The organism is Advenella incenata, assembly GCF_004217095.1.
GTDB lineage: Bacteria > Pseudomonadota > Gammaproteobacteria > Burkholderiales > Burkholderiaceae_B > Advenella > Advenella incenata.
On the sequence record NZ_SHKO01000003.1, the window covers coordinates 244,929 to 267,218 of the forward strand.

General features: G+C 54.7%; 15 protein-coding genes and 2 tRNA genes. 9 read left to right on the top strand and 8 right to left on the bottom strand.

Going from position 1 to position 22,290, the window contains the following annotated elements; genetic code table 11:
* Positions 1-19: 19 nt before the first annotated feature.
* From gdhA to EV681_RS17335, 3 genes are all read right to left on the bottom strand, one after another.
* Entirely contained in the window at positions 20-1,372 is a 1,353-nt protein-coding gene (gdhA, locus tag EV681_RS17325; protein ID WP_128394884.1) for an NADP-specific glutamate dehydrogenase, read from the bottom strand.
* A 367-nt stretch (positions 1,373-1,739) separates the two neighbouring features.
* Entirely contained in the window at positions 1,740-2,147 is a 408-nt protein-coding gene (locus tag EV681_RS17330; RefSeq protein WP_128394883.1) for a heme-binding protein, read from the bottom strand.
* Between the two features lie 291 nt (positions 2,148-2,438).
* The gene (locus EV681_RS17335) at positions 2,439-5,999 is read right to left on the bottom strand and encodes an indolepyruvate ferredoxin oxidoreductase family protein (protein WP_130304727.1); all 3,561 of its coding nucleotides are present in this window, start codon (positions 5,997-5,999) and stop codon (positions 2,439-2,441) included.
* A gap of 397 nt (positions 6,000-6,396) precedes the next feature.
* Between EV681_RS17335 and EV681_RS22565 the strand changes: the two genes are divergently transcribed.
* Positions 6,397-6,567 carry a hypothetical protein gene (locus EV681_RS22565; RefSeq protein WP_165393101.1) on the top strand — a complete coding sequence of 57 codons (171 nt, stop codon included), beginning with the start codon at positions 6,397-6,399 and terminating at the stop codon, positions 6,565-6,567.
* Between the two features lie 298 nt (positions 6,568-6,865).
* Here EV681_RS22565 and EV681_RS17340 read toward each other — a convergent pair.
* Positions 6,866-6,941: transfer RNA gene (locus tag EV681_RS17340), tRNA-His, on the bottom strand.
* Positions 6,942-7,058: 117 nt separating this feature from the next.
* On the opposite strand from EV681_RS17340, the gene EV681_RS17345 reads away from it, so the two are divergent.
* The 4 genes from EV681_RS17345 to EV681_RS17360 all read left to right on the top strand — a co-directional run bounded on the left by EV681_RS17345 (position 7,059) and on the right by EV681_RS17360 (position 13,115).
* Complete coding sequence (locus EV681_RS17345) at positions 7,059-8,513, top strand: phospholipase D-like domain-containing protein (protein ID WP_128394881.1); 1,455 nt, start codon at positions 7,059-7,061, stop codon at positions 8,511-8,513.
* Positions 8,514-8,756: 243 nt separating this feature from the next.
* Positions 8,757-10,748, top strand: coding sequence for a BCCT family transporter (locus EV681_RS17350; RefSeq protein ID WP_130304728.1), 1,992 nt, complete (start codon positions 8,757-8,759; stop codon positions 10,746-10,748).
* A 611-nt stretch (positions 10,749-11,359) separates the two neighbouring features.
* Positions 11,360-12,520, top strand: coding sequence for an SMP-30/gluconolactonase/LRE family protein (locus tag EV681_RS17355; protein ID WP_130304729.1), 1,161 nt, complete (start codon positions 11,360-11,362; stop codon positions 12,518-12,520).
* Between the two features lie 271 nt (positions 12,521-12,791).
* Complete coding sequence (locus EV681_RS17360; protein WP_207227097.1) at positions 12,792-13,115, top strand: VOC family protein; 324 nt, start codon at positions 12,792-12,794, stop codon at positions 13,113-13,115.
* Positions 13,116-13,457: 342 nt separating this feature from the next.
* On the opposite strand, the gene EV681_RS17365 is transcribed toward EV681_RS17360, so the two are convergent.
* Positions 13,458-13,534: transfer RNA gene (locus EV681_RS17365), tRNA-Arg, on the bottom strand.
* Between the two features lie 93 nt (positions 13,535-13,627).
* On the opposite strand from EV681_RS17365, the gene EV681_RS17370 reads away from it, so the two are divergent.
* From EV681_RS17370 to bamC, 3 genes are all read left to right on the top strand, one after another.
* Positions 13,628-14,257, top strand: a complete 630-nt coding sequence (locus EV681_RS17370; protein WP_128394877.1) for an L-threonylcarbamoyladenylate synthase — start codon at positions 13,628-13,630, stop codon at positions 14,255-14,257.
* A gap of 203 nt (positions 14,258-14,460) precedes the next feature.
* Complete coding sequence (dapA, locus tag EV681_RS17375; RefSeq protein ID WP_130304730.1) at positions 14,461-15,366, top strand: 4-hydroxy-tetrahydrodipicolinate synthase; 906 nt, start codon at positions 14,461-14,463, stop codon at positions 15,364-15,366.
* Between the two features lie 87 nt (positions 15,367-15,453).
* Positions 15,454-16,503, top strand: coding sequence for an outer membrane protein assembly factor BamC (gene bamC, locus EV681_RS17380; protein ID WP_242612305.1), 1,050 nt, complete (start codon positions 15,454-15,456; stop codon positions 16,501-16,503).
* A gap of 75 nt (positions 16,504-16,578) precedes the next feature.
* On the opposite strand, the gene EV681_RS17385 is transcribed toward bamC, so the two are convergent.
* The 3 genes from EV681_RS17385 to EV681_RS17395 form a co-directional block, all read right to left on the bottom strand.
* Positions 16,579-17,766, bottom strand: coding sequence for a JmjC domain-containing protein (locus EV681_RS17385; protein WP_130304731.1), 1,188 nt, complete (start codon positions 17,764-17,766; stop codon positions 16,579-16,581).
* A complete protein-coding gene (mutS, locus tag EV681_RS17390; protein WP_242612306.1) occupies positions 17,763-20,396 on the bottom strand; it encodes a DNA mismatch repair protein MutS in 2,634 nt (877 codons plus the stop codon). Before mutS ends, EV681_RS17385 begins: the two co-directional genes overlap by 4 nt.
* A 77-nt stretch (positions 20,397-20,473) precedes the next feature.
* Complete coding sequence (locus tag EV681_RS17395; protein WP_165393103.1) at positions 20,474-21,163, bottom strand: FadR/GntR family transcriptional regulator; 690 nt, start codon at positions 21,161-21,163, stop codon at positions 20,474-20,476.
* Between the two features lie 153 nt (positions 21,164-21,316).
* On the opposite strand from EV681_RS17395, the gene EV681_RS17400 reads away from it, so the two are divergent.
* Positions 21,317-22,285, top strand: coding sequence for a Bug family tripartite tricarboxylate transporter substrate binding protein (locus EV681_RS17400; RefSeq protein ID WP_242612307.1), 969 nt, complete (start codon positions 21,317-21,319; stop codon positions 22,283-22,285).
* Positions 22,286-22,290: the final 5 nt, after the last annotated feature.

Here is a 22,290-nt window from a genome sequence, read left to right on the forward strand (position 1 = left end):
GGTTGGTGGTGATCGTGGATCAGACCGCGCCCTGGTCGATCATGGCATCGGCGACCTTGCGAAAGCCTGCAATATTGGCGCCCAGCACCAGGTTACCTGGCTGGTTGAACTCGTCAGCCGTTTCCCATGCGCTGGTGAAAATATTTTTCATGATGTTTTTCAGGCGCAGATCAACCTCGTCAAAACTCCACTGGATCATGGACGCGTTCTGCGCCATTTCCAGCTGACTGGTAGCAACGCCACCGGCGTTGGCTGCTTTGCCGGGCGCGTAGTGGATGCGGGCCTTGAGAAATTCCTCTACGGCTTCTGGTGTGGAAGGCATGTTGGCGCCTTCTGCGACCAGTTTGCAACCATTGGCGAGCAAGGCCAGTGCGTCGGCCTGGTTCAGTTCGTTCTGTGTTGCGCTGGGGAAGGCCAGATCGCAGGGAACAGACCATACTTCGTTGCGGCCAGGCGCATAGTCGGCCACGGGCTTATATACCGCATCGGGGTGCGTTTGGAGATAGTTCTGCAGCGGGGCCTGCTGCTTTTCCTTGAGCTGCTTGAGCGTTTCCAGATTAATACCGGATTTGTGATAAATCATGCCGCGCGAATCGCTGCAGGTCACTGGCGTTGCGCCGAGCTGATACAGTTTTTCGATTGTGTAGATGGCCACGTTGCCGGCGCCCGAGACGGCGCAGATCTTGCCGTCCAGATGGTCGCCCGCATTTTGCAGCATATTCTGGGCAAAGTAGACTGCGCCATACCCGGTGGCTTCGGTGCGTACCAGAGAACCGCCCCATGGAATGCGCTTGCCGGTCAGTACGCCTTCGTAGCGACCTGTCAGGCGTTTGTACTGGCCGAAAAGATAGCCGATTTCGCGGCCGCCTACGCCAATGTCGCCGGCAGGTACGTCGATGGTAGGACCGATATGGCGGTAGAGTTCAGACATAAAGGCCTGGCAGAAACTCATGATTTCATTGTCTGACTTGCCTTTGGGATCGAAATCGCTGCCGCCTTTGCCGCCGCCGATAGCCAGGCCGGTGAGCGAGTTCTTGAACGTTTGCTCAAAGCCAAGAAATTTGATAATGCTGGCCGAGACGCTGGGATGAAAACGCAAACCGCCTTTGTATGGACCGATGGCGGAGTTGAACTCGACCCTGTAGCCCTTGTTGACGTTGATTTTACCTTTGTCGTCTACCCAGGTAACCCTAAACATGATCTGACGCTCAGGCTCAACGATTCGTTCTATGATGTTCTGATCCAGATAGTGTTTTTCTTTTTCGAACAGCGGAGAAAGTGATTCGAGTACTTCCAGGACAGCCTGATAGAACTCCGATTGCGATGGGCTGGATTTGGCCAGTCGGGCCAGCGTCGTATCAATATATGTCATATGAATTGAATGTAATGAGCAGATTAAGGGTTACAGGCAAACGTATGCGCGCCGGGCATACCCAACGCGTAGGGCGGCAGGGTGAAAAACGACGGGGTGCACAATGATTGTTATGCGAGGGGTAAATATAATACCGCTATATTGTGTGCGGTGCAGCGAAAAATGCACTATCTAGGTGATTGCCCTGATTTATTTTGGCGCATTTTTACAAATCACCAACTGCATTGTGTGCATTTGGCGCGTTTTTCATGTTTTCCTGCCATATTTAAGGGCAGGGTACCATAGGCGAAAGCACGAAGCCTTAGGGGCCACCAGGCAGGTGCCGTGTGTCGGCACGGCGACCCCTGGTGATGCATGGGCTGATGGATCAGCCTGTAATCGCAGCGATACCGGCTATGGCCGTTTCAGCGTCCTGGCTGGCCTGTACGCCGGATACACCGACAGCGCCAATGGTCTGGCCATCAATCACAACAGGCACGCCGCCTTCGAGCATGCCTGAAATGGCTGGCGCCGACAGAAATGCGTAGCGACCATTGTTGATCATCTCTTCGTAGCCTTTGGTTTCACGGCGACCCAGCGCTGCTGCATGGGCTTTGGCCGGTGCAATATGGGCGGAAACGGGCGCGGCGCCATCCAGGCGTTTCAGGGCCAGCAGATGGCCGCCATCGTCAGTCACGGCGATGGTCACGGCCCAGTTGTTTTTACTGGCGTGGGCGGTGGCTGCATCGATGATTTTCTGTACGTCTTCCTGGACGAGAACGGGCTTGGTTTTCATAATGGCTCCGAAATAGGTTGTCAAACCGTCTATTATAGTGAGGAACCATGTCGGCTTTGTAACTTCTGACGATAAAGCGGTGTGCACCAAAGTTTCGAATCGGTATGCAGGCTGGCAGCGCTGGCGCCAGCAATGCAGGCCCTGGATAGGAAAGAGCCTGCAACGCTGGCCGTGTGCGTGCCATACGCGTGTTGTGTAAAAGCCGATGATGGGACGCGAGATCGCGCCGATCAGGCGGGTCCGACTGAAGGCGATCGGCAGCGGCGCAACGGGGCGCCGCTGCCAATGTCATCATGCGGCCTTGCTTAACGCTGTGCGGCGATAGGTTTCAAGCAGCTGCGCCCGCCGTGCGGCTGCCTTTTGCATATTGGCCTCTTTGATATGACCATAGCCACGGATATCGTCGGGCAGGCGGGCCAGCTCGACGGCCGTGTCATAGTTGCTGTCATTCAAACTCTGAACAATTTCATCCAGCAAAGCGAAATACTCCTCGACCAGGGCACGCTCGGCCCGTCGTTCTTCGGTGCGGCCGAAGGGATCAAACGCAGTGCCACGCAACGGTTTCAGGTGTGCCAGGACAGCGAAGGCTTTCATCACCCAAGGGCCGTATTTCTTTTTGATCAGATGGCCTTTTTTATCTTTTTTACTGAATGCTGGCGGCGCCAGATGAACATGTAGTGCGTAGTCGCGGCCCGGTTCTCCTTCAAACTGCTCGCGCAGTTTATCTAAATAGGCTGGATCCGTGTACAGGCGAGCCACCTCATATTCATCCTTGTAGCTCATCAGCTTGGCCAGGTTGCGGGCCACTGCCTCGGTCAGGATATGGCCGCTGAAACCGCGTTCTTTTTCGGTCTCGCGGATGCGCGCGACTGCCTGTGTAAAGCGTTGTGCGTACCGCTCGTTCTGGTATTTCACCAAGTGTTGTTCAAGGCGCTTGATCAGTGTGTCTGTGCTTTCCGGCATGCTGATCAGGTTTTCGTGGCGCGCCGTGCGCTTACTGTTGCCAAGCGGTACTGACTGCAGGCCATGATGTGCCAGATAGCGACCCCATTCGAAAGCGGCCAGATTTTTGTCGACGGCAACGCCATTGAGTTCGATGGCGCGCTCCAGGCTTTCGTGGCGCAGGGGAATCCATCCTTTTTGCCAGGCATAACCCATCATCAGCGGGTTGGCGAAAATCGCATCGCCCAGCAACGCGACCGCATAGCCATTGGCATCCAGGAAATCACATTTTTCCTTGCCCAGCAAATCCTGCATGTCTTGTTCTGTAATGGCCGAAGGGAACTGCCATTTCGGATTCTGGAAAATTTCCGCAGTGGGCACCTTGGCGCTGTTAATGGCTGCTACCGTTATGCCCTTGCGAGTTTTGGATGTGATTTCGCGGGAGGCAGCCACAATGGCGTCGCAGCCAATAATCAGATCGGCTTCGCCCATGCCGATGCGGGTCGAGTGCAGGTCTGCCGGCTGGTTGCCGATCTGCACATGACTGACGACAGCGCCGCCTTTCTGTGCCAGTCCGGTAATGTCCAGTACGTTGACGCCTTTTTCTTCCAGGTGAGCGGCCATGCCCAGTAGGGCCCCGATGGTGACGACCCCGGTGCCACCTACGCCAGGCACCAGAATGTTATAGGAACGTTCGATCACAGGCGCTGCAGGCACCGGGATATCCGCTTCTATTTTTTCAAAGGACAGCGTGGCCGTCTGGGGCTTGCGCACTTTGGCGCCCTCGGCGGTCACAAAGCTGGGGCAAAAACCGTTCAGGCAAGAATAATCCTTGTTGCAGGAAGATTGGTTAATGCGGCGCTTGCTGCCCATCGGGGTGTCTACCGGTTCGACAGAAAGACAGTTCGATTTTACCCCGCAGTCGCCACAACCCTCGCAGACCGCTTCGTTGATAAAGACGCGTCGGTCGGGATCTGGATAGGCATTGCGTTTGCGACGCCGGCGTTTCTCGGTCGCGCAGGTTTGATCGTAGATCAGAATAGTCGTGCCTTGCGTATCACGCAGTTCCAGTTGTACATCATCGAGCGAATCGCGATGGAATACGTCGGGGTTGCCAATCAGGCTGACTCCTTTGTATTTTTCCGGTTCATCGCTGACGATCACGATGCGGGTCGCGCCTTCGGCGTGCAACTGAGCATTGATTTGCGGCACCGTCAGTGTGCCATCCACAGGCTGCCCGCCTGTCATGGCAACTGCATCGTTGAATAGAATTTTGTAGGTGATGTTGACTTTGGCTGCGATGGATGCACGGATCGCCAGAATGCCTGAATGGAAATAAGTGCCATCACCCAGATTGGCAAAAATATGCTTGGTGGTCGTAAAGTCTTTCTGGCCGATCCAGGGTACGCCTTCGCCGCCCATCTGGGTAAAGGTATCGGTGTTGCGATCCATCCAGATGGTCATATAGTGGCAGCCGATGCCGGCTACTGCCCGCGAGCCTTCGGGCACGCGAGTCGACGTATTGTGGGGACAGCCGGAACAGAACCAGGGTTTGCGATCCTGCACGACGACCGGCCGTTTGGCATCCTGTTCTTTGGCATGAATGACCGCAATGCGGGCCTGAATGCGGGCGCGCACCTCATCGGGAAGGGCGTGTTTTTCCAGACGCTTGGCAATGGCCTTGGCGATAATGGCAGGAGACAGTTCGTAATTGGCCGGCAGCAACCAGTTGCCGCGGGGAACAGACCATTCGCCGCCGCCATCGTCGCGCGCATCGAATTTACCGTAGACATCGGGACGAACGTCGTCGCGCCAGTTATACAGCTCTTCCTTCAGGGCGTATTCCATGATCTGGCGTTTTTCTTCAACCACCAGAATTTCATCAAGGCCTTCGGCAAAGTGTCGGGCGCCTTGCGCTTCAAGCGGCCAGACGCAACCCACTTTGTATAGCCGAATCCCAATGTCCGTACAGGTCGCTTCGTCCAGGCCCAGGTCGGTCAGCGCCTGACGCACGTCCAGATAGGCCTTGCCGGCAGTCATGATGCCGAACCGGGCCTTGGGCGAATCAAAAATGATCTTGTCCAGCTTGTTGGCGCGCACATAGGCCAGCGCCGCGTAGAATTTGTAATTGTTCAGCCGGGCTTCCTGGTCCAGCGGTGGATCGGGCCAGCGAATGGACAAGCCGCCCTCGGGCATGTCAAAATCCGGCGGCGTAATGGTCTGGACGCGATCCGGATCCAGTTCGACTGACGAGCTCGATTCGATCACATCGGTGACGCATTTCATCGCGACCCATAGGCCTGAATAACGGCTCATGGCCCAGCCGTGCACGCCGAAGTCCAGATATTCCTGCACATTGCTGGGGTATAGAACGGGAATGCCGGCCGACTGCAGATTATGTTCGGACTGATAGGCTACCGTGGACGATTTGGCGGCATGATCATCGCCTGCCAGTAGCAGTACGCCACCAAACTGGCTGGAGCCGGCCGAGTTGGCGTGTTTGAATACATCCATGGAGCGGTCCAGGCCCGGTCCCTTGCCATACCACATGGCAAATACGCCCTGTTTGGTTGCGCCGGGAAACAGATTGACCTGCTGTGAACCCCACGCTGCGGTGGCGCCAAGTTCTTCGTTGACACCGGGCTGGAAAGAGATCTCATGTTCGGCGAGGTATTTTTTTGCCTTCCACAGACTCAAATCCAGATTGCCCAGGGGCGAACCGCGGTATCCGGAGATGAATCCGCCGGTGTCCAGTCCGGCGCGCCGGTCCCGGTCTTTCTGCAGCATAGGCAGACGCACCAGCGCCTGGGTGCCACTCATATAGACACGGCCCCTTTCGAGGCTATATTTGTCGTCAATGGTGGTATTCTTCAGGGCATCCTGTGCCACTTTTGGTAGTGGGGCATTCATACTTTTGTCTCCGATATGGTCCATTTGCATATAAGCGCATGATTTCCTTGCATTGTCATAGTCGTCTTGTGAACGGTATGAACAACGGCCTGGAATGTTCACCGCCTTTCGGGGCGATGCTATATCGTCCTGATGAATGGCAGCCGATTTTTTGCTGCAACTCATCATGTCTGCCTGCCGATGTGACCCCGGAGTTGCAGCGGAATCACAGGAAACGAAAATCGGAAGGCAAATTCTTTAATTGACGTTAACGTAAAGTTAAGGCATTTTCAGCTACAGCGAAACAAAAATAACCCGCATTAGGGTATATCCTAGAATCATGTTAGTCGTGTGCGCAACAAAGCGCAAGAATCAGGAAAGAAAAGTGAAAGGTGTATTGTCAAAACTGGGAAATATAGTGTCTGCTCTGGGAGCCAGGCCGCTGTCGGTCGGGCTGTTGTTGACCGTTATATTCTGGATATTGCTTGGCAATTTTGTGGTGGCTGCATTCGCGGGGCTGTTGGTGTCTTTTTTTATTGCCGCGGCCGTGTCGGTGTGGAAATTGAATCGTCGCTCGCGCGATGAGTAGGCGTTGATGCTGGACCGGCTGTTGCGGGTGGGGAAGGTGGGGTAGGTCCATCGTTTGTTAATGGACAGAAGCCTGCGGCATGCAGTGAAATGGTGCGCTTAAATCGTGCTGTCGTAAACAGCCGCCTCTCTTATATAGAGGTAGCGAGAGTCAGAAAATATTTAAGGCAGGCGCGATCATGCGCGCGTGGTCTGTTGCGCGGGTCTTGGATCAGAATTGATTGATTGTTTTTTTTTTCTCATGTAACGAGTGCGGTTACATGGGTGCTGTGATAAGCTTCTGTTTTTATTAGAAAACTTGGGGTGACTGATGGGGCTCGAACCCACGACAACCGGAATCACAATCCGGGACTCTACCAACTGAGCTACAGTCACCATCCGAGTAAGCGTAAGAGTATAGCAAGTATATATTCGGCGCACAAGAAAAAACTGGCGCAACACACTATTATGTTGTCTTTTTAGTGGTTATGAAGGTAAGCGGGTGTCTTTGTGATGGCTTCTCTGTGGAAATTTCTGGTTGAATATCAAACCCATCTGATTTTCGCAGCAAGTGTGGTTTTGAGCGTTGCGGCAGCGGTTCATATTGCGCTGACCAAGCGTGATGTTCGCGCCGCAATTGCGTGGGTCGGTGTTGTGCTGTTTTCCCCGTTTCTGGGGCCGGTTCTGTACTTTGTCGTTGGTATCAACCGCATTCGGCAAACTCGGATCAAATCCCACCGGGACAGGCTGCTCAAAGAGGGAGCCGATCATACCAGTGTCACGGTCAGTGATCTGGCCCAGCATGCCGCCGTCCAGTGTCTGTCACTGAAAAAAGCCAGCGACACGGTGACCCGTTTCCCTCTGTGCGGAGGCAATGAAATTGTCCCGCTCAATGGTGGAGACCAGACCTATCCAGCCATGCTTGCCGCCATAGACGCTTCGGTCGACTCGGTATTGCTGCAAACCTATATTTTCGATAATGATATTGTCGGCCATCGTTTTGCCGACAGTCTGATTGCCGCGTTCCTGCGTGGTGTTCGCGTCCGGGTGCTGATCGATTCCATTGGCGTGCGCTATTCCCATCCGACCATTGTGCATCGGCTAAGAGAGCAGGGCGTGACGGTGGAACTTTTCGAAACCAATGCCGTTACGTGGCGCATGCCATACGCCAACATGCGCTGTCACCGCAAAATTCTGGTTGTGGACGGCGCCCAGGGGTTTGCCGGCGGGATGAATATCCGTGAAGAGTTTCTGACGGAAATTGCACATGACAATACGGCACGCGATATTCATTTTCAGATGCGAGGCCCAATTGTCGCGCAGTTGCTGGTCGTTTTTTGTCATGATTGGCTGTTTTCTACCGGCGAGCAACTGAAGCTGGGTGACTGGATTGCCGCCGAGCCTGCTTTTATGCCCGCTAATATGGCCGCGCGCTGCGTTCCTTCCGGTCCCGATCGTGAAATCGAAAGCACGCACAAGGTCTTGCTGGCCGCCTGCGCCGTTGCGCAACAGCATATCCGGATCCAGTCGCCCTATTTTTTGCCAGACCAGGTGCTGATCGGGGCCTTGACCACCGCTGCCAGACGCGGTGTGCAAGTGGATATTGTGATCCCCGGCAGGAATAACCTGCGTCTGATTCAGTACGCCATGATGGCCCAGATCGATCAGATCATTGAGACCGGCTGCCGGGTCTGGAAAGGATCCGGCAATTTCGATCACTCCAAGTTGATGACGGTGGATGACAGTTGGTCGCTGATCGGCTCGTCCAATTGGGACTCACGTAGCCTGCGACTTAATTTCGAAATTGATATCGAGGTGTACGATCGGCGTCTGGCGGGGTGGATTAACGGCGCCATCGATAATGAAATTGCGCATGGCGAGCGGGTGACCTTTGAATCGATACGCAAGCAGGGCTTGCTGGCGACGCTCAGGAACAAACTGATCTGGCTGGCGTCGCCCTATTTGTAGGGCAAGCCCGTATCCCTTGCGTTTGCATGCTGCCGCGCCAGTGACTGGATTTGGTTGTTTCAAGTTCTGCCTGGAAAGCCGATTCAGATTCCTCTTCCAAGGTATGACCCAGGGTCAGCGGTCATGGCAGATGCGTCAGACGCAGACGCGACCGAAGAAGGAAGTCGTACTTGAACAAGCGCAAGAAAGTACAACAGCCAAGTGTTACACTTTTAGGCGGAGCAAGCACAAGGGAGAGTGATAATGGGGTTCCGAGTTAAGAGTACGATACATCCCAGAGTATTCTGGGGGTCAACAATCATTGTGGTTCTGTTTCTATTGATCGGAATCCTGTTCCCGGCTGATGCGGAGCAGATTTTCGGCAGGCTGCAAAGCGTTGTCATTGAAAGCTTTGGCTGGTTCTATATCCTGAGTGTGGCCATATTCTTTTTTGTGGTTGTCTATCTTGCGCTGAGTCGTTACGGCAACCTGAAGCTGGGTCCGGATGACTCGGAACCCGATTATCCCTACTTTACCTGGATGGCGATGCTCTTCGCAGCGGGCATGGGTATCGGCCTGATGTTCTTTGCGGTTGCCGAACCCATGCAGCATTTTTCCGCACCTCCTTCGGGCGTGGCCGACGCTGCCGCCGCTGCCCGGGAGGCTCAGGTCATTACGTTCTTTCACTGGGGCCTACATGCCTGGGCCATCTATGCGGTTGTCGGTTTATCGCTGGCCTATTTCTGCTTTCGCTATAACCTGCCGCTGACCGTCCGTTCCGGCCTTTATCCCTTGCTCGGCAAGCGTATCAATGGCTGGATGGGCGATGCCGTGGATATCTTTGCCGTATGCGGCACGCTTTTCGGCATTGCGACATCCATGGGGTTTGGTGTATTGCAAATCAACTCGGGTCTGGCCCATCTGGTGGGCGCGCCGCAAGAACCGTGGTTCCAGGTCATCCTGATTGCAGTGGTAACTACATTGGCTACGCTGTCCGTGGTAAGCGGATTGGACGTAGGCATCAGAAGGCTATCTGAATTCAATCTTATCGTAGCCGTTATTCTGATGCTGTTTGTACTTGTTGTCGGACCCACCAGCTTTCTGATGAATGCTTTTGTGCAGAATATTGGCGCCTATCTGGATAACTTTTTTGCACGTTCATTTACCACTCAGGCATTTCGTGCTCAGGACTGGATGAAGTCGTGGACCCTTTTCTATTGGGCATGGTGGATTTCATGGTCGCCTTTTGTGGGTATGTTCATTGCCCGCATCTCACGAGGCCGCACAGTACGCGAGTTCATCCTTGGCGTGCTCCTCGTGCCGACCACATTCACGTTTCTCTGGATGACAGTCTTTGGCAACACGGCCATATTTCTTGATATGGGTGTCGCGGCAGGCCAATTGTCAAGCGATGTTGCGGCCGATGTCTCTGTCGCGTTGTTTCAGTTTTTCGAATTCCTGCCCTGGCCTGGCCTGACATCGACATTGGCAGTTATTCTTGTCGCAGTCTTTTTCGTCACATCCGCCGATTCGGGCTCACTGGTTATCGATACCCTTGCTGCGGGCGGCAAGGAAGATGCACCGGTCTGGCAACGAATCTACTGGTGCGCGCTTTCGGGTACAACGGCGGCTTTGCTGCTGCTGGCTGGCGGGCTCACTGCGCTGCAAACGGTTACGCTGGCCAGCGCGCTGCCATTCGCAATCATCATGATTTTTCTGGTGCTCGGACTCATCAAAGGCATGAAAGCGGATATGCATCGCCTGGATCGACGGCGAACGTACGCGACCCCAGCGCCGGGTTCTGAGGTCTCCTGGCGCACACGTTTGTCGGCAATCATGCACACCCCGCGAAAAGAGGATGCAGCGCGGTTTATTGCGAAGGTTGCCAGCCCGGCAATGCACGAAGTTGCCGAAGAGTTCAAAAAACGCGGGCTTGATGTCGACATCGCTACGATCGAAGAAACGGTCAAGCTTACGGTGGTTGCCGAGGATAAGCGCAATTTTGTCTACGGCGTGCAACCCGAAGCCCGGAGAATGGCCGCATTTACCGCTGCCGCGGCTCGTAACGAAACAGTGCATCCTCATGAATGGCAGGCGCGTACGGTGTTTGCAGATGGCAGCCGGGGTTATGACATTCTTGGGCTGACCTCTGCGCAAGTCATCAACGATATTCTTGCTCAATTCGAGCGATATCAAATGCTGGTCACCTCAACGAACACCGCCCTGTATGCGAGTTCACCAGACCCAGTCGCGTAGCGCTGTCAGTTGCAGGCGAGTGATTTTTTAAATCAAAGTATCCGGGTCAGCGCCTTGCTCCAGCCGGTATTCGGAGCAAGGCGCACTGTCCGACTATTTGTTTGTCGGGGGAGGCTGCCTCTATGGCTATTGTCAAACTTCCCGTCTCAAATCTCAGATGCATTTCGCTGCGCTGACGGTGCGTTCAATCCATTGGCTATAAGCAGTGCGCCCGCTGCGTTGCTCCTTACGCAAGCAATTAGCTGCACATGCTAAACTTGCCGGCCATATTTATTCACCCTCAAGTGTGACGCAGGGTCGGCGCAGGGCCAGGTTTCCAAATGAATGTACTTTATACGTTACGGCACCATTATGCTGGGAGTCGTATGCCTTGCCGGCGGTGTTCTCATGTTCAGAAGCGCCTGGCGGCAGCGCCGGCAGGCCAGGCAGCTTGAAAAGAAAAAAAACAGAGTAGGTGGTATTTTATTGCCATGCTCAATTGATGCCATGGGCAAAAATAACCGATCATGCTCCCTAAATTGGCGATACACTAAAATTACACGGTACGACAGAAGACCGCAGTACGCAGTGCCAATTTGCGAATCAGAAACACACCAAGAGGAGAAGCATCAATGAGACAGACGCAACAGGAAGGGCTCAATGGATCCGTGGACGGTCAATCAGCCCGTTCATCATTATCGGGCGCCACCATAAACCGTCGGGGCTTTCTTACCGCAGCGACAGCAACTGCTGCAACTGTGCTCACATCTGCCGTTGCCGCCAGGCCGGCAATAGCACGTAATTTCGGATCACAGACAGAACCGATACGTTATCCGGACCCCGATATCGTGGTGCTGGACAAACGTTTCAAATACAAGCTGGGCAATGCGGCCATCATGCGCTTGCATACCGGTATGCAATGGGCTGAAGGCCCGGCCTGGAATGCAGTCGGCCGCTATCTGGTATGGAGCGATATTCCCAGCAATGAACAACTGCGCTGGTCTGAAGAGGATGGGCATGTAGGCCGCCGCTTTCGCTCACCTTCAGGCAATTCGAACGGCAACACCTTCGACTTCCAGGGCAGGCAGCTCTCCTGCGAACATGATGCGCGTCGCGTTGTACGTTATGAACACAATGGCCAGGTCACAGTGCTTGCCGACAGTTTCGATAATAAAGGATTGAATGCGCCGAACGATGTCGTGGTGCATCCGAATGACGGTTCGATCTGGTTTACAGACCCGGGCTATGGCGCTTTGATGGAATATGAAGGTAACCGGCATCCGGCCAGCGCCGATTCGGTCAGCCCGATTCAGAAGGAAGCCGTCTACCGGATTGACGCGCAAACGGGCGCCATGGCCAAAGTGGCGGATCAGCCGTTCAAACCCAATGGACTGTGCTTCAGCCAGGATTACAGCAAACTGTACGTCGCCGATACGGGAAACTCACACTATCCCTCGGCAAAGAATCAGATCTGGGTCTTTGATATAGATGGAGCCAAACTGACGAACCCGCGCACCTTTGCAACCATGGAGTTCGAAGGCAAGTCAGGCTCGGCTGACGGGATCCGCTGCGATGAGGACGGCAATATCTGGGCCAGTGCCGGCTGGGGCGGTGAGGGCTATGATGGCGTACACATTTTTGCGCCTGATGGCGTACGGATCGGACAAATCCGGCTGCCGGAAATCTGCTCCAACGTATGTTTTGGCGGGGCCAAGCGTAACCGCCTTTTCATGACGGCCAGCCAATCGCTGTACGCTGTTTATGTGGAAACACGCGGCGCGCATATTACATAAAGTCGCATCAAGCACAACTGGCCGGCGATGCCTCTGAAATGTAAAAAAAACGACCAACCATTGAAGCGCAACGCGGGACCGGCTATTGTTATAGCAACACATCTGTCTTGGCATCAGGCATGAGCAGCGCTCCTGCCTGATGCGCCTTTGCGCGGATGACAGATTTGCGATTGATGCTACTTTCCGGAGATTGAAATGATCAGCTATACCATGGTAGGAAACCAATGATCTGGAACAATCGATCTGCTTCTATGATCCGCTGTTTGCTCAGATGGGGCTGGAGCAATGTTTCAGAGATGACAACTGTGTTTCCTGGGGCAAAAAATCGGATATTACTTTTCCCCTTTTCTTCACCGGCTATCCCTTTGATGGGAAAAAAGCCAATGCGGGCAATGGCGTGATGACGGCTTTTGTACTGGAAGATTCGGCAACGATTGATCGGCTTTATGCGATTGCTATGCGCGAAGGTGGCAGCGATGAGGGGGAACCGGGATTTCGCCCACGGTATGGAAGCGGTTTTTATGCGGCTTATGTGCGGGACCCTGACAATAACAAAATTGCTTTTGTTGCATACCTCGAGTCAGAACAGGATTAGATCGGCGGTCCATTTGCTTTTGCCCCAGATTCAGCGATATCAGTAGCAATTTGTATTTAGATGAGTCATCTTGACAGATGAATAGATTCGTCGATAGTATCAACCTGTTGCGTTGGCATGATTCTAAACACTTTTGTTTATGAAAGACACTAGTGCTACGCGCCGCGTAGATTTATCTCATGATGAAATGGTCATTCGTACTCTCGCTAGCGATAGCGCGATGTAAAAAGTACGGGTGCGAAAAATGGCAGGTCATCGGTCAAAGCGGAAAAAGAAGATGCAAGCTTAAGCCACTGATTTTTATAATAATTTGTGCGGTTTGAAAACAAAATGAGGTATAGTTGGTGCCTCCGGCGGGACTTGAACCCACAACCACCCGCTTAGAAGGCGGGTGCTCTATCCAGTTGAGCTACGGAGACAATCCAGCCCGTGATTCTAACCCGAACCTGCACCATGTGTCACTCAATTCGCTACAATAGGTGCATAGCCAGCCACAGAGTGAAATAATAATTATGTCCATACTTTTTGATGTACACCCGGTCAACCCGCAGCCGCGCCTGCTTAAACAAGCCGCGCAATTGCTGGATAATGGCCGGTTACTGGCCATACCCACCGATTCCAGCTATGCGCTGGTGGCTCGTCTTGACGATAAGACGGCGGCGGACGGCTTGCGCCGCTTGCGCGGCCTGGACGAACGCCATCACCTGACGCTGCTGGTGCGAGATCTGGCGGAAATCGGCAAATTCGCCAAGGTCGACAACGCGCAATACCGCTTGCTGAAAAACGCGACCCCCGGCCCCTGGACGTTCATCCTTGAAGCAACCAAGGACGTGCCGCGGCGGGTTTCGCATCCTTCTCGCAAAACCATTGGCATTCGTGTCCCGGACCATCCGGTCACCTTGATGCTGATCGAGGAGTTGGGATCGCCACTGCTGTCAACATCGCTGATTCCCGAAGGCGAAGACATGCCGCTGAATGATCCGGATGAAATTACCGATCGTTATGGCCATGCGCTGGCCGGGGTGATTGCCAGCGGCTCCTGCCCAACCCAGCCGACCACGGTCATTGATTTGACAACGGCGACGCCCTCGATTATTCGCAGGGGATCAGGGGATCCCAGAACCATTGGCCTGGCCGAGTGAGTTTGCGTGTCCGCAGGCAAGCTGCAGCGCTACCGGCCAAAAGGGGCGGTCGAATCTGGTCGCCTGCCAGCGGCAGATGCCGATTGAAACGTGTTTTACGGAATTGTCATTAAATTTTCTATTAATTTTATGCATTTCAATTAAACTACCGAATTAGCTATAAGCTAGGCACTTAATATCAACCTTTTCTGGACGTTTCTATCATGGCGGTCGACAGTTCTTCGTATCCTGTATTCACCGGCAGTTTTCCTGCCCTTGTGACTCCAATGCAACCCAATGGGGATATAGATTACGACGCATACAAGAAGCTGATCGACTGGCATATTCAGGAAGGATCTGACGGTCTGGTGGTCGTGGGCACGTCTGGCGAATCGCCCACAGTAGATGTGAACGAACACACCGATCTTATCCGGGTGGCGGTAGAACATGTGGCCGGCCGAATCCCGGTGATTGCCGGAGTAGGCGCAAACTCAACTGCAGAAGCCATTCATCTGACCAAAAAGGCCAGGGAAATGGGGGCTGATGCGGGTCTGTCGGTCGTGCCATACTACAACAAGCCCACCCAGGAAGGTTTGTTCCGCCATTTTGAGGCTATTGCCCGCGAAGGCGGCCTGCCCATCATGCTGTACAATGTGCCCGGTCGCACCGTTGCAGATTTGTCCAACGATACGATATTGCGACTGGCGCAAGTGCAGGGAATTATCGGTATTAAGGATGCCACCGCTGATATTGCCCGCCTGGGCCTGTTGCTTCGGGATAAACCAGAGTACTTTCAGGTTTTCAGTGGCGATGACCCCACTGCAGCGGCACTGATGCTGCTGGGCGGCAATGGCAATATTTCGGTTACGGCCAATATAGCCCCCGCGCTGATGCACGAACTCTGTGTGGCTGCACGGTCTGGCGATGTGCCGCGCACGCGTGAACTGAATGCGAAGCTGGCACTTGTCAATAAAGTGCTCTTTGTCGAAGCCAATCCCATTCCGGTCAAATGGGCGCTTGTGCAAATGGGCCTGATCCAGGCCGGGTATCGGCTCCCAATGTGTGATCTGGGCGCCCAGCATCATGAAACTGTTCTGACTGCCCTGAAAGATCTCGGGCTGGTCAAATAATATAGGATTGAGAATATGCGTATGAATGCACGCTTTCTTGCAGTATCTGGTTTACTGTCACTCACCCTCCTGGCAGGATGTAATGTCATGGACGAAGTTATGGGTGATACCGAGCAGGTTGACTACAAAAGTACCGTAAGAGGTGACCCGCTAAGCCTGCCGCCTGATCTGTCCTCGTCACAGATTAATCCGGCGTACAAGCCACCAGGCGGCTATGCATCTGCCAACGAATATAACAAGGCGGTGGCCCAGGCTAATCGCAACGCCGCATCCGGCGATTCGGTCCTGCCAGAAACTCCCGGCCTGAAAATCCAGAGTTCCGGCGCCAATCGCTGGCTGGAAGTGAGCCAGGAAGCTGGGAGCGTCTATCCGAAACTGATCGACTTCTGGGTTGATTCAGGCTTTACCATCAATCGCGATAATCCTAAGGCCGGACTGATTGAAACCGATTGGGCCGAAAATCGTGCAAAAATTCCAGGCAACCTGCTTAACCGCGCATTGGGCGCCATCATCAATATGGTTGAAGACAGCGGCGAGCGCGAACGTTTCCGTACGCGTCTGGAACGCTCCAATGGCAAAACGCTGGTGTTCATCAGTCACGAACGCATGGTCGAAACACCCATGGATCGCGATGGTACATCATTCAAATGGCTGCCTGCCAAGGAAGATCCGGGCCTGAACGCCGCGATGCTGTCGCGCTTGATGGTTTTCCTGGGGGCGACCAAACAGCAGGCTGAAGCGCAAGTGCGTCAAACGGCTGCCGCGGCGGCCGCGCCAACCCATCCGGTCGTGATGGCCGACGTTGCCGCGTTGCCACTGCAAGTGGGTCAAAGCCAGGCTTACACTCAGGTGGGCGCCGCGATCAATTCTGCTGGTTTCACAGTAGATAATCGTGACCCGCAAGCCGGTACCTATACAGTCCGTTACCTGGATACCGATACCGGCGAGAAGCGCCAGTCATCCAACTTTATCAGCCGGCTGTGGGGCGATAAAGGCAATCTGACGCCGTTGCCATACACAATTGCGGTTACGTCCGAAGCCAATCAGTCTGTTGTGACTGTACGCAACGAACAAGGCCAGGCGGATAACAGCGCGACCGCGCGCCGCATTCTGACGGTACTGGCCGAGAGAATGTAAGCTGATCGCTATCCAGGATCGTGTTTTGATATTCAGAAGACCCGGCAAGCCATTGCCGGGTTTTTTTTCGTCTGGCTATTGCGCAATAACCCAGCCGTCGTCCAGCCATTCCTGCAACAGCGTAAGCGTTGCTGCATTGGCTTTTTTCAGGTCGGCGCTGGTCAGCGCGCGCGTGTCGGCGAATTTTTTAAGCGTGGCGTTGGTTTTCAATTCCAGAGCCTCGCCGTTGATGAACAGGTCTGCGCCCCGATAGATCATGCGGCTGCGACGATCCAGCACCAGGCTGCCGTTGCCGTCGATCACGTCGTCAAGATCGACCATCTCTTGGGCAATCGGAAACACAGTCAGGCTATTGGGTTCGGTCAGCCAGCAGCCCAGAAAGCGTGCCGCCATGCGATCAGTAAACGCGATTTTTTGCACAGCAGCCAGGGCGCTGTCGATCAGTTCATCAGGCAGCGAGGCAGGCTCTGTGGTGGCGGACAGGCGTTTATCCTGGAACATGCCCGATAGGTCTGGCCCCGGTAATGCTGGCGTGGAGTAGGGGCCAAAGCCCAGTCCGTTACGCGCACTCAGCTGATCGGCCGCAACCTCCAGCAGCCCACGCGCAAGAACGGCCAGGGATGGGGCACGAAACCCGATAGAAACGGTGATGCACTCGTCCGACTCCGAGATGCCGTCGTGCGCAATATGTGGCGGCAGATAAAGCATATCTCCCGGCTCCAGCACAAACTCCTCTTCAGGCTCAAAATGCTGCAAAATCTTGCACGCAATATCGGGAACCAGCGACAGGTCTTTCTGCTGGCTGATGCGCCAGCGTCGCTGCCCGCGACCCTGCAGCAGGAAAACGTCGTAGCTGTCAAAATGCGGACCAACACCGCCGTTGCGGGAGGCCAGGCTGATCATGATGTCGTCCAGCCTGGCGTCGGGAATAAAGCGGAACTGCTGCATTAGCGCTGCAGTTGCATCGTCATGCAGGTCCACACTTTGCACCAGCAAAGACCAGTTGGGTTCGGCCACCTTGGGAAAGCGTGCGAACGGACCGCTTTCCATATTCCATTCGTCATTTTCCTGCCAGATCAGGCGTGATTCGACATCATCGCGTTTTGCCAGTTTCTTCAGCCCGGCCGGGGGCACGGGGCTGGCAAAACCTGCAATGGCCTGTCTGATGAGCAATGGTTTTTTTTGCCAGTAAGTCCGCATAAATTCGGCGGGGCTGCGTCCGCCCAGCAATGTCATGGGGGCGTGAATGTCAATGGATGTCATGATTCTCCGCCAAAGCGGTTATGCAATTTGTACAGGGCGTCCAGCGCTTCGCGCGGACTCATATTATCGGGATCCAGTTCATGCAGGGCGTCGCGAAAGGCGGTAAGCTCAAGCGCATTGTCGCTCTGCTGGTCATCGGTCTCGTGCGTGGCAGTAAAAAGATTCAGCTGGGAGATGTCGCCAGCCTGGCTTTCCAGGCGATCCAGTTCCCGTTTAGCCTGGCGAATGACCGCTACAGGCAGGCCCGCCCGCTGTGCGACCTGGATACCATAGCTGCGACTGGCCGGTCCTTCCTGAACTTCATGCAGAAACACGATGCCGCTGGCCGCTTCGGTGGCGGCAAGGTGCACGTTGATTGCTGACGGGTTCAGATCAGGTAGTCGGGTAATTTCAAAATAATGGGTGGCAAACAGTGTCAGCGCATGATTGTGGTCCAGCAACCGGCAGGCGATGGCCCATGCCAGTGACAGGCCGTCATAAGTAGATGTGCCGCGGCCTATCTCGTCCATCAGCACCAGGCTGTTGGGTGTGCTGGCAGCCAGAATGGTGGCGGCCTCGGTCATCTCCATCATGAAGGTGGACTGGCCGCCCGCCAGGTCGTCGGCAGCACCAATACGGGTGAAGATACGATCAATCACACCAATGGTGGCGGCAGTTGCCGGCACGAAGCTGCCCATGCGCGCCAGCAGCACGATCAGGGCGATCTGTCGCATATAGGTCGATTTACCACCCATATTGGGGCCGGTAATGAGCAACATGCGTCTGTCGTGGTCCATCAGACAGCTATTGGGTGTGAATTGTTCGATTGTATGCTCGACCACAGGATGGCGGCCGGCCTCGATATCGATCACTGGGTGTTCGGCCAGTTGCGGCGGCACCCATTCGTTGTCTCTGGCGTGACTGGCCAGTGCAAGATAAACGTCCAGCTCGGCAATGGCCTGCGCGCATCGCTGCAGGGGAGTCACCCATGCTTGCATGGTGTCGAGTAATTGCTCGTATAGCCATTTTTCACGCGATAGCGCCCGGTCGCGTGCCGACAGTACCTTGTCTTCGAATCCCTTGAGCTCGGGCGTAATATAGCGTTCGACATTCTTGAGCGTCTGGCGACGCCGGTAGTCGTCGGGCACTTTGTCGACCTGGCCCTTGGATACTTCAATGAAAAATCCATGAACACGGTTGTACTCGACGCGCAGATTGGCAATGCCACTGCGATGGCGCTCCCTGGCCTCCAGTTCGACAAGAAAGGCGCCGCTGTCGCTGGCCAGGGTACGCAGCTCATCGAGTTCGTCGTCAAAACCGGGTGCGATCACGCCGCCATCGCGGATCATCGCTGCCGGTTCCGTTGCGACGGCAGCCTGCAGCGCCGCGTGCAAGCGTGCATCCAGAGTCAATTCGTCGTTGAGTACATCAAGGCGTTGTGCATTGGCGTGTTGGTTGCGCAAAACAGTTTGCAACTGTGGCAGACGTGCCAGTGCATCGCGCAGGCTGGCCAACTCGCGTGGACGCACCGAACGCAAGGCGATTCGTGTTGCAATACGTTCAAGATCGGGAAACGCATTGAGTTCCGTACGCAGATTATCCAATGCAATATGCGGGTGCACGGGCCCGTCCGGACGGCCGGTCAGCATGGCCGCAACAGCGGTCTGGCGTGCTTCGATCTGGCTATTGGAGCGCAAGGGGTGGTGTAGCCAGTGACGCAGCTTGCGGCTACCCATGGGTGTTTCACAGTGGTCCAGCAACGAGAACAGGGTGGGCCGACTCTCTCCGCTGATGGTCTCAGTAATTTCCAGGTTTTTGCGCGTGACCGGATCAAGCACCAGATAATCCAGTGCATGATCCACCATGATGTGCTGGACGTGCGAGAGCGATTGCGTTTGCGTGCGTTCCACGTAGCGCAGCAGCGCGCCGGCAGCGCAAGTGGCGGCAGGCATATCGGCCATGCCGAAGCTACCCAGCGAGTCGATCTGAAAATGCTGACAAAGCAGGGTGTTGGCATCATTCAGGTCATAGTGCCAGTCGGCAGTGTGACTGATCGAGCCGCCAAATTTTGTCTCAAGGGTAAAGGAGTCAGCGTGCACGATTTCCGCGGGAGCGATGCGGTGAATTTCCGAGTCCAGGGCTTCCTTGTCGCATTGCGTGACTTTGAACTGGCCGCTGGCCAGGTTCAGCCAGGCCAGCCCGTATTTTGGCGCCTTGCCTTTGGGTGGCAGGAAAATTGACAGCAGGGGCCGGTCCAGCTTGGAAGGCAACAGGGTTTCGTCGGTGAGCGTGCCGGGCGTAACAATGCGCACGATCTTGCGTTCAACGGGGCCCTTGCTTGTAGCCGGATCGCCGATCTGCTCACAGATCGCTACCGATTCGCCCAAGGCGACCAGACGCGCCAGATAGGTTTCCATGGCATGCACCGGAACACCTGCCATGGGAATGGGCTGGCCATTTGAGTTTCCCCGCTTGGTGAGCGTCAGATTCAGCAGCCTGGCGGCCTGCTCGGCATCCTCATAGAACATTTCATAAAAATCTCCCATACGATAGAACAGCAGTACAGACCCCGCCTCAAGCTTGAGGCGCAGGTACTGCTGCATCATGGGAGTGTGGCCGGGAGTCGCAATTTTACTGGTTTCTGCTGGCATGAGTGATAGGTTGTTTAAGGTATTCTGGCGTTCAATCGGCTATTTTACGATTATCCTGGGCCCGGTTGGGCGACGAGTCATTCGCCGATCCGCATTACCGCTCTGTCGATCAGTGCCAGCACTGCATTTTCCGCAGCCATGGGGTCGCCGGCACCGATTGCATCCAGCAGTGTCTTATGCAGCTTCAGTGCCTGGGGATCCGGACCCCACTGGTCACTGGATGCCCGAAAACTCATGGTCCACACTGCAGATAAGGCCATTTCCAATTGCCGGAAGAAAACGTTGCCGCTCGCGTGTACGACCGCGCCATGAAAACGTAAATCGGCTTCGATATAGTCCGCCCGATTGTTTGCGCAAGCCATGGCCTGGTATGCAAGCTGTAATGCCTCGATATCTGTTTGCTCGGCGCGCAACGCGGCCAGATGCGCAGCCTGGGGTTCAATAGCCTGCCTCAGTTCCATCAGGTCGGCCATCAGTTTTTTGTCTGGCGGCAATCGTGCGTACCAATCCAGTACCGAGGGATCGAAAAGATTCCATTTGCTGCGTGGCAGTACATGTGTGCCGGTGCGCGGCCGGATTGATATCAGGCCTTTGGCAGCCAGGCTTTTCATTGCCTCTCTGATAATAAGGCGGCTGGCGCCATAAGTATTGGCCAGTTCTGGTTCGGTGGGCAGCTGGATGCCTTCGGCAAAATGCCCGGCAACAATACTGCTGCCTAAAGCATCGACTATTTGCTGATGAAAGTTTCGTAACTGGGATGAAGACATGGCGACAAGTATACCTGTAACGCAGGGGTTCACATGCTCCTGAAGCATTGACATTAATTATATAATGATTATATGATTGATTTTTGAAAATAAAACTATTGAACGCAGCACAACAACGAACGAGAACGTATGTTCGCAACAAGGAGACACTGCATGAAAAAAACAATGACCACGCTGTTGCTGGCGCTGGCCGGGGCGTTGATCAGCCCGGGTCAGGCCGGTGCTCAGCCGTTTCCGTCCAAGCCGATTCGCATGATTGTTCCGGTCCCGCCTGGCGGCTCTGGCGATTTGGTTTCCCGTCTTGTAGCCGGTGCTGCCGCAAACGATCTGCAGCAGCCCATCGTGATTGACAATCGACCGGGCGCAACCGGCAATATTGGCACCGTTGCCGCAGTCAATGCGCCAGCCGACGGCTACACCATATTTTTATGCAGTATTGGCAACTGTTCGGTCAACGCCAGTCTGTACGCCAATCCGGGCTTTGATCTGTTCAAAGACATTGCACCGGTCATCTTGCTGGGTTCATCCATCAATGCGTTTGTTACCGGACCCAATACAGGCATCGATAGCCTGCAGACGCTGATTGGTAAAGCAAAAACGGGCGATATCAGCTATGGCTCTTCCGGCGTGGGGGCATCCAATCACCTGGCAGGCGAACTGCTCAAGAAAATGGCTGGCATCTCTCTATTGCACGTGCCATACAAAGGGTCAGGTCCTGCGATTACCGATTTGATAGGCGGACAAATAGACGTTTTCTTTGACAACGAACCGTCGATTCTGCCCTTTATCAAATCGGGAAAAGTCAAGGTGCTGGCCGTAACCGGGCGCACCCGCTCAGCCAATTTGCCCAATGTGCAAACCATGGAGGAGTTGGGCTATAAAGGGTTTGTCATTGAGCCCTGGTTCGCTATCGGGGCACCAGCAGGGACTCCCGAGCCTGTGATTCAAAGATTGAATGCGGCGTTCAATCACGCCCTCAAGGACCCTGCTGTCATCAGCAAACTGAATCAATCGGGCATCGGGGCCATTGGTGGTGCACCTTCTGTACTGGCAGGGCACATCAAGTCCGAACATGACAAATGGGCCGAATTGATCCGCGCCCAACGTATTTCCACAGAGTAGAAAAA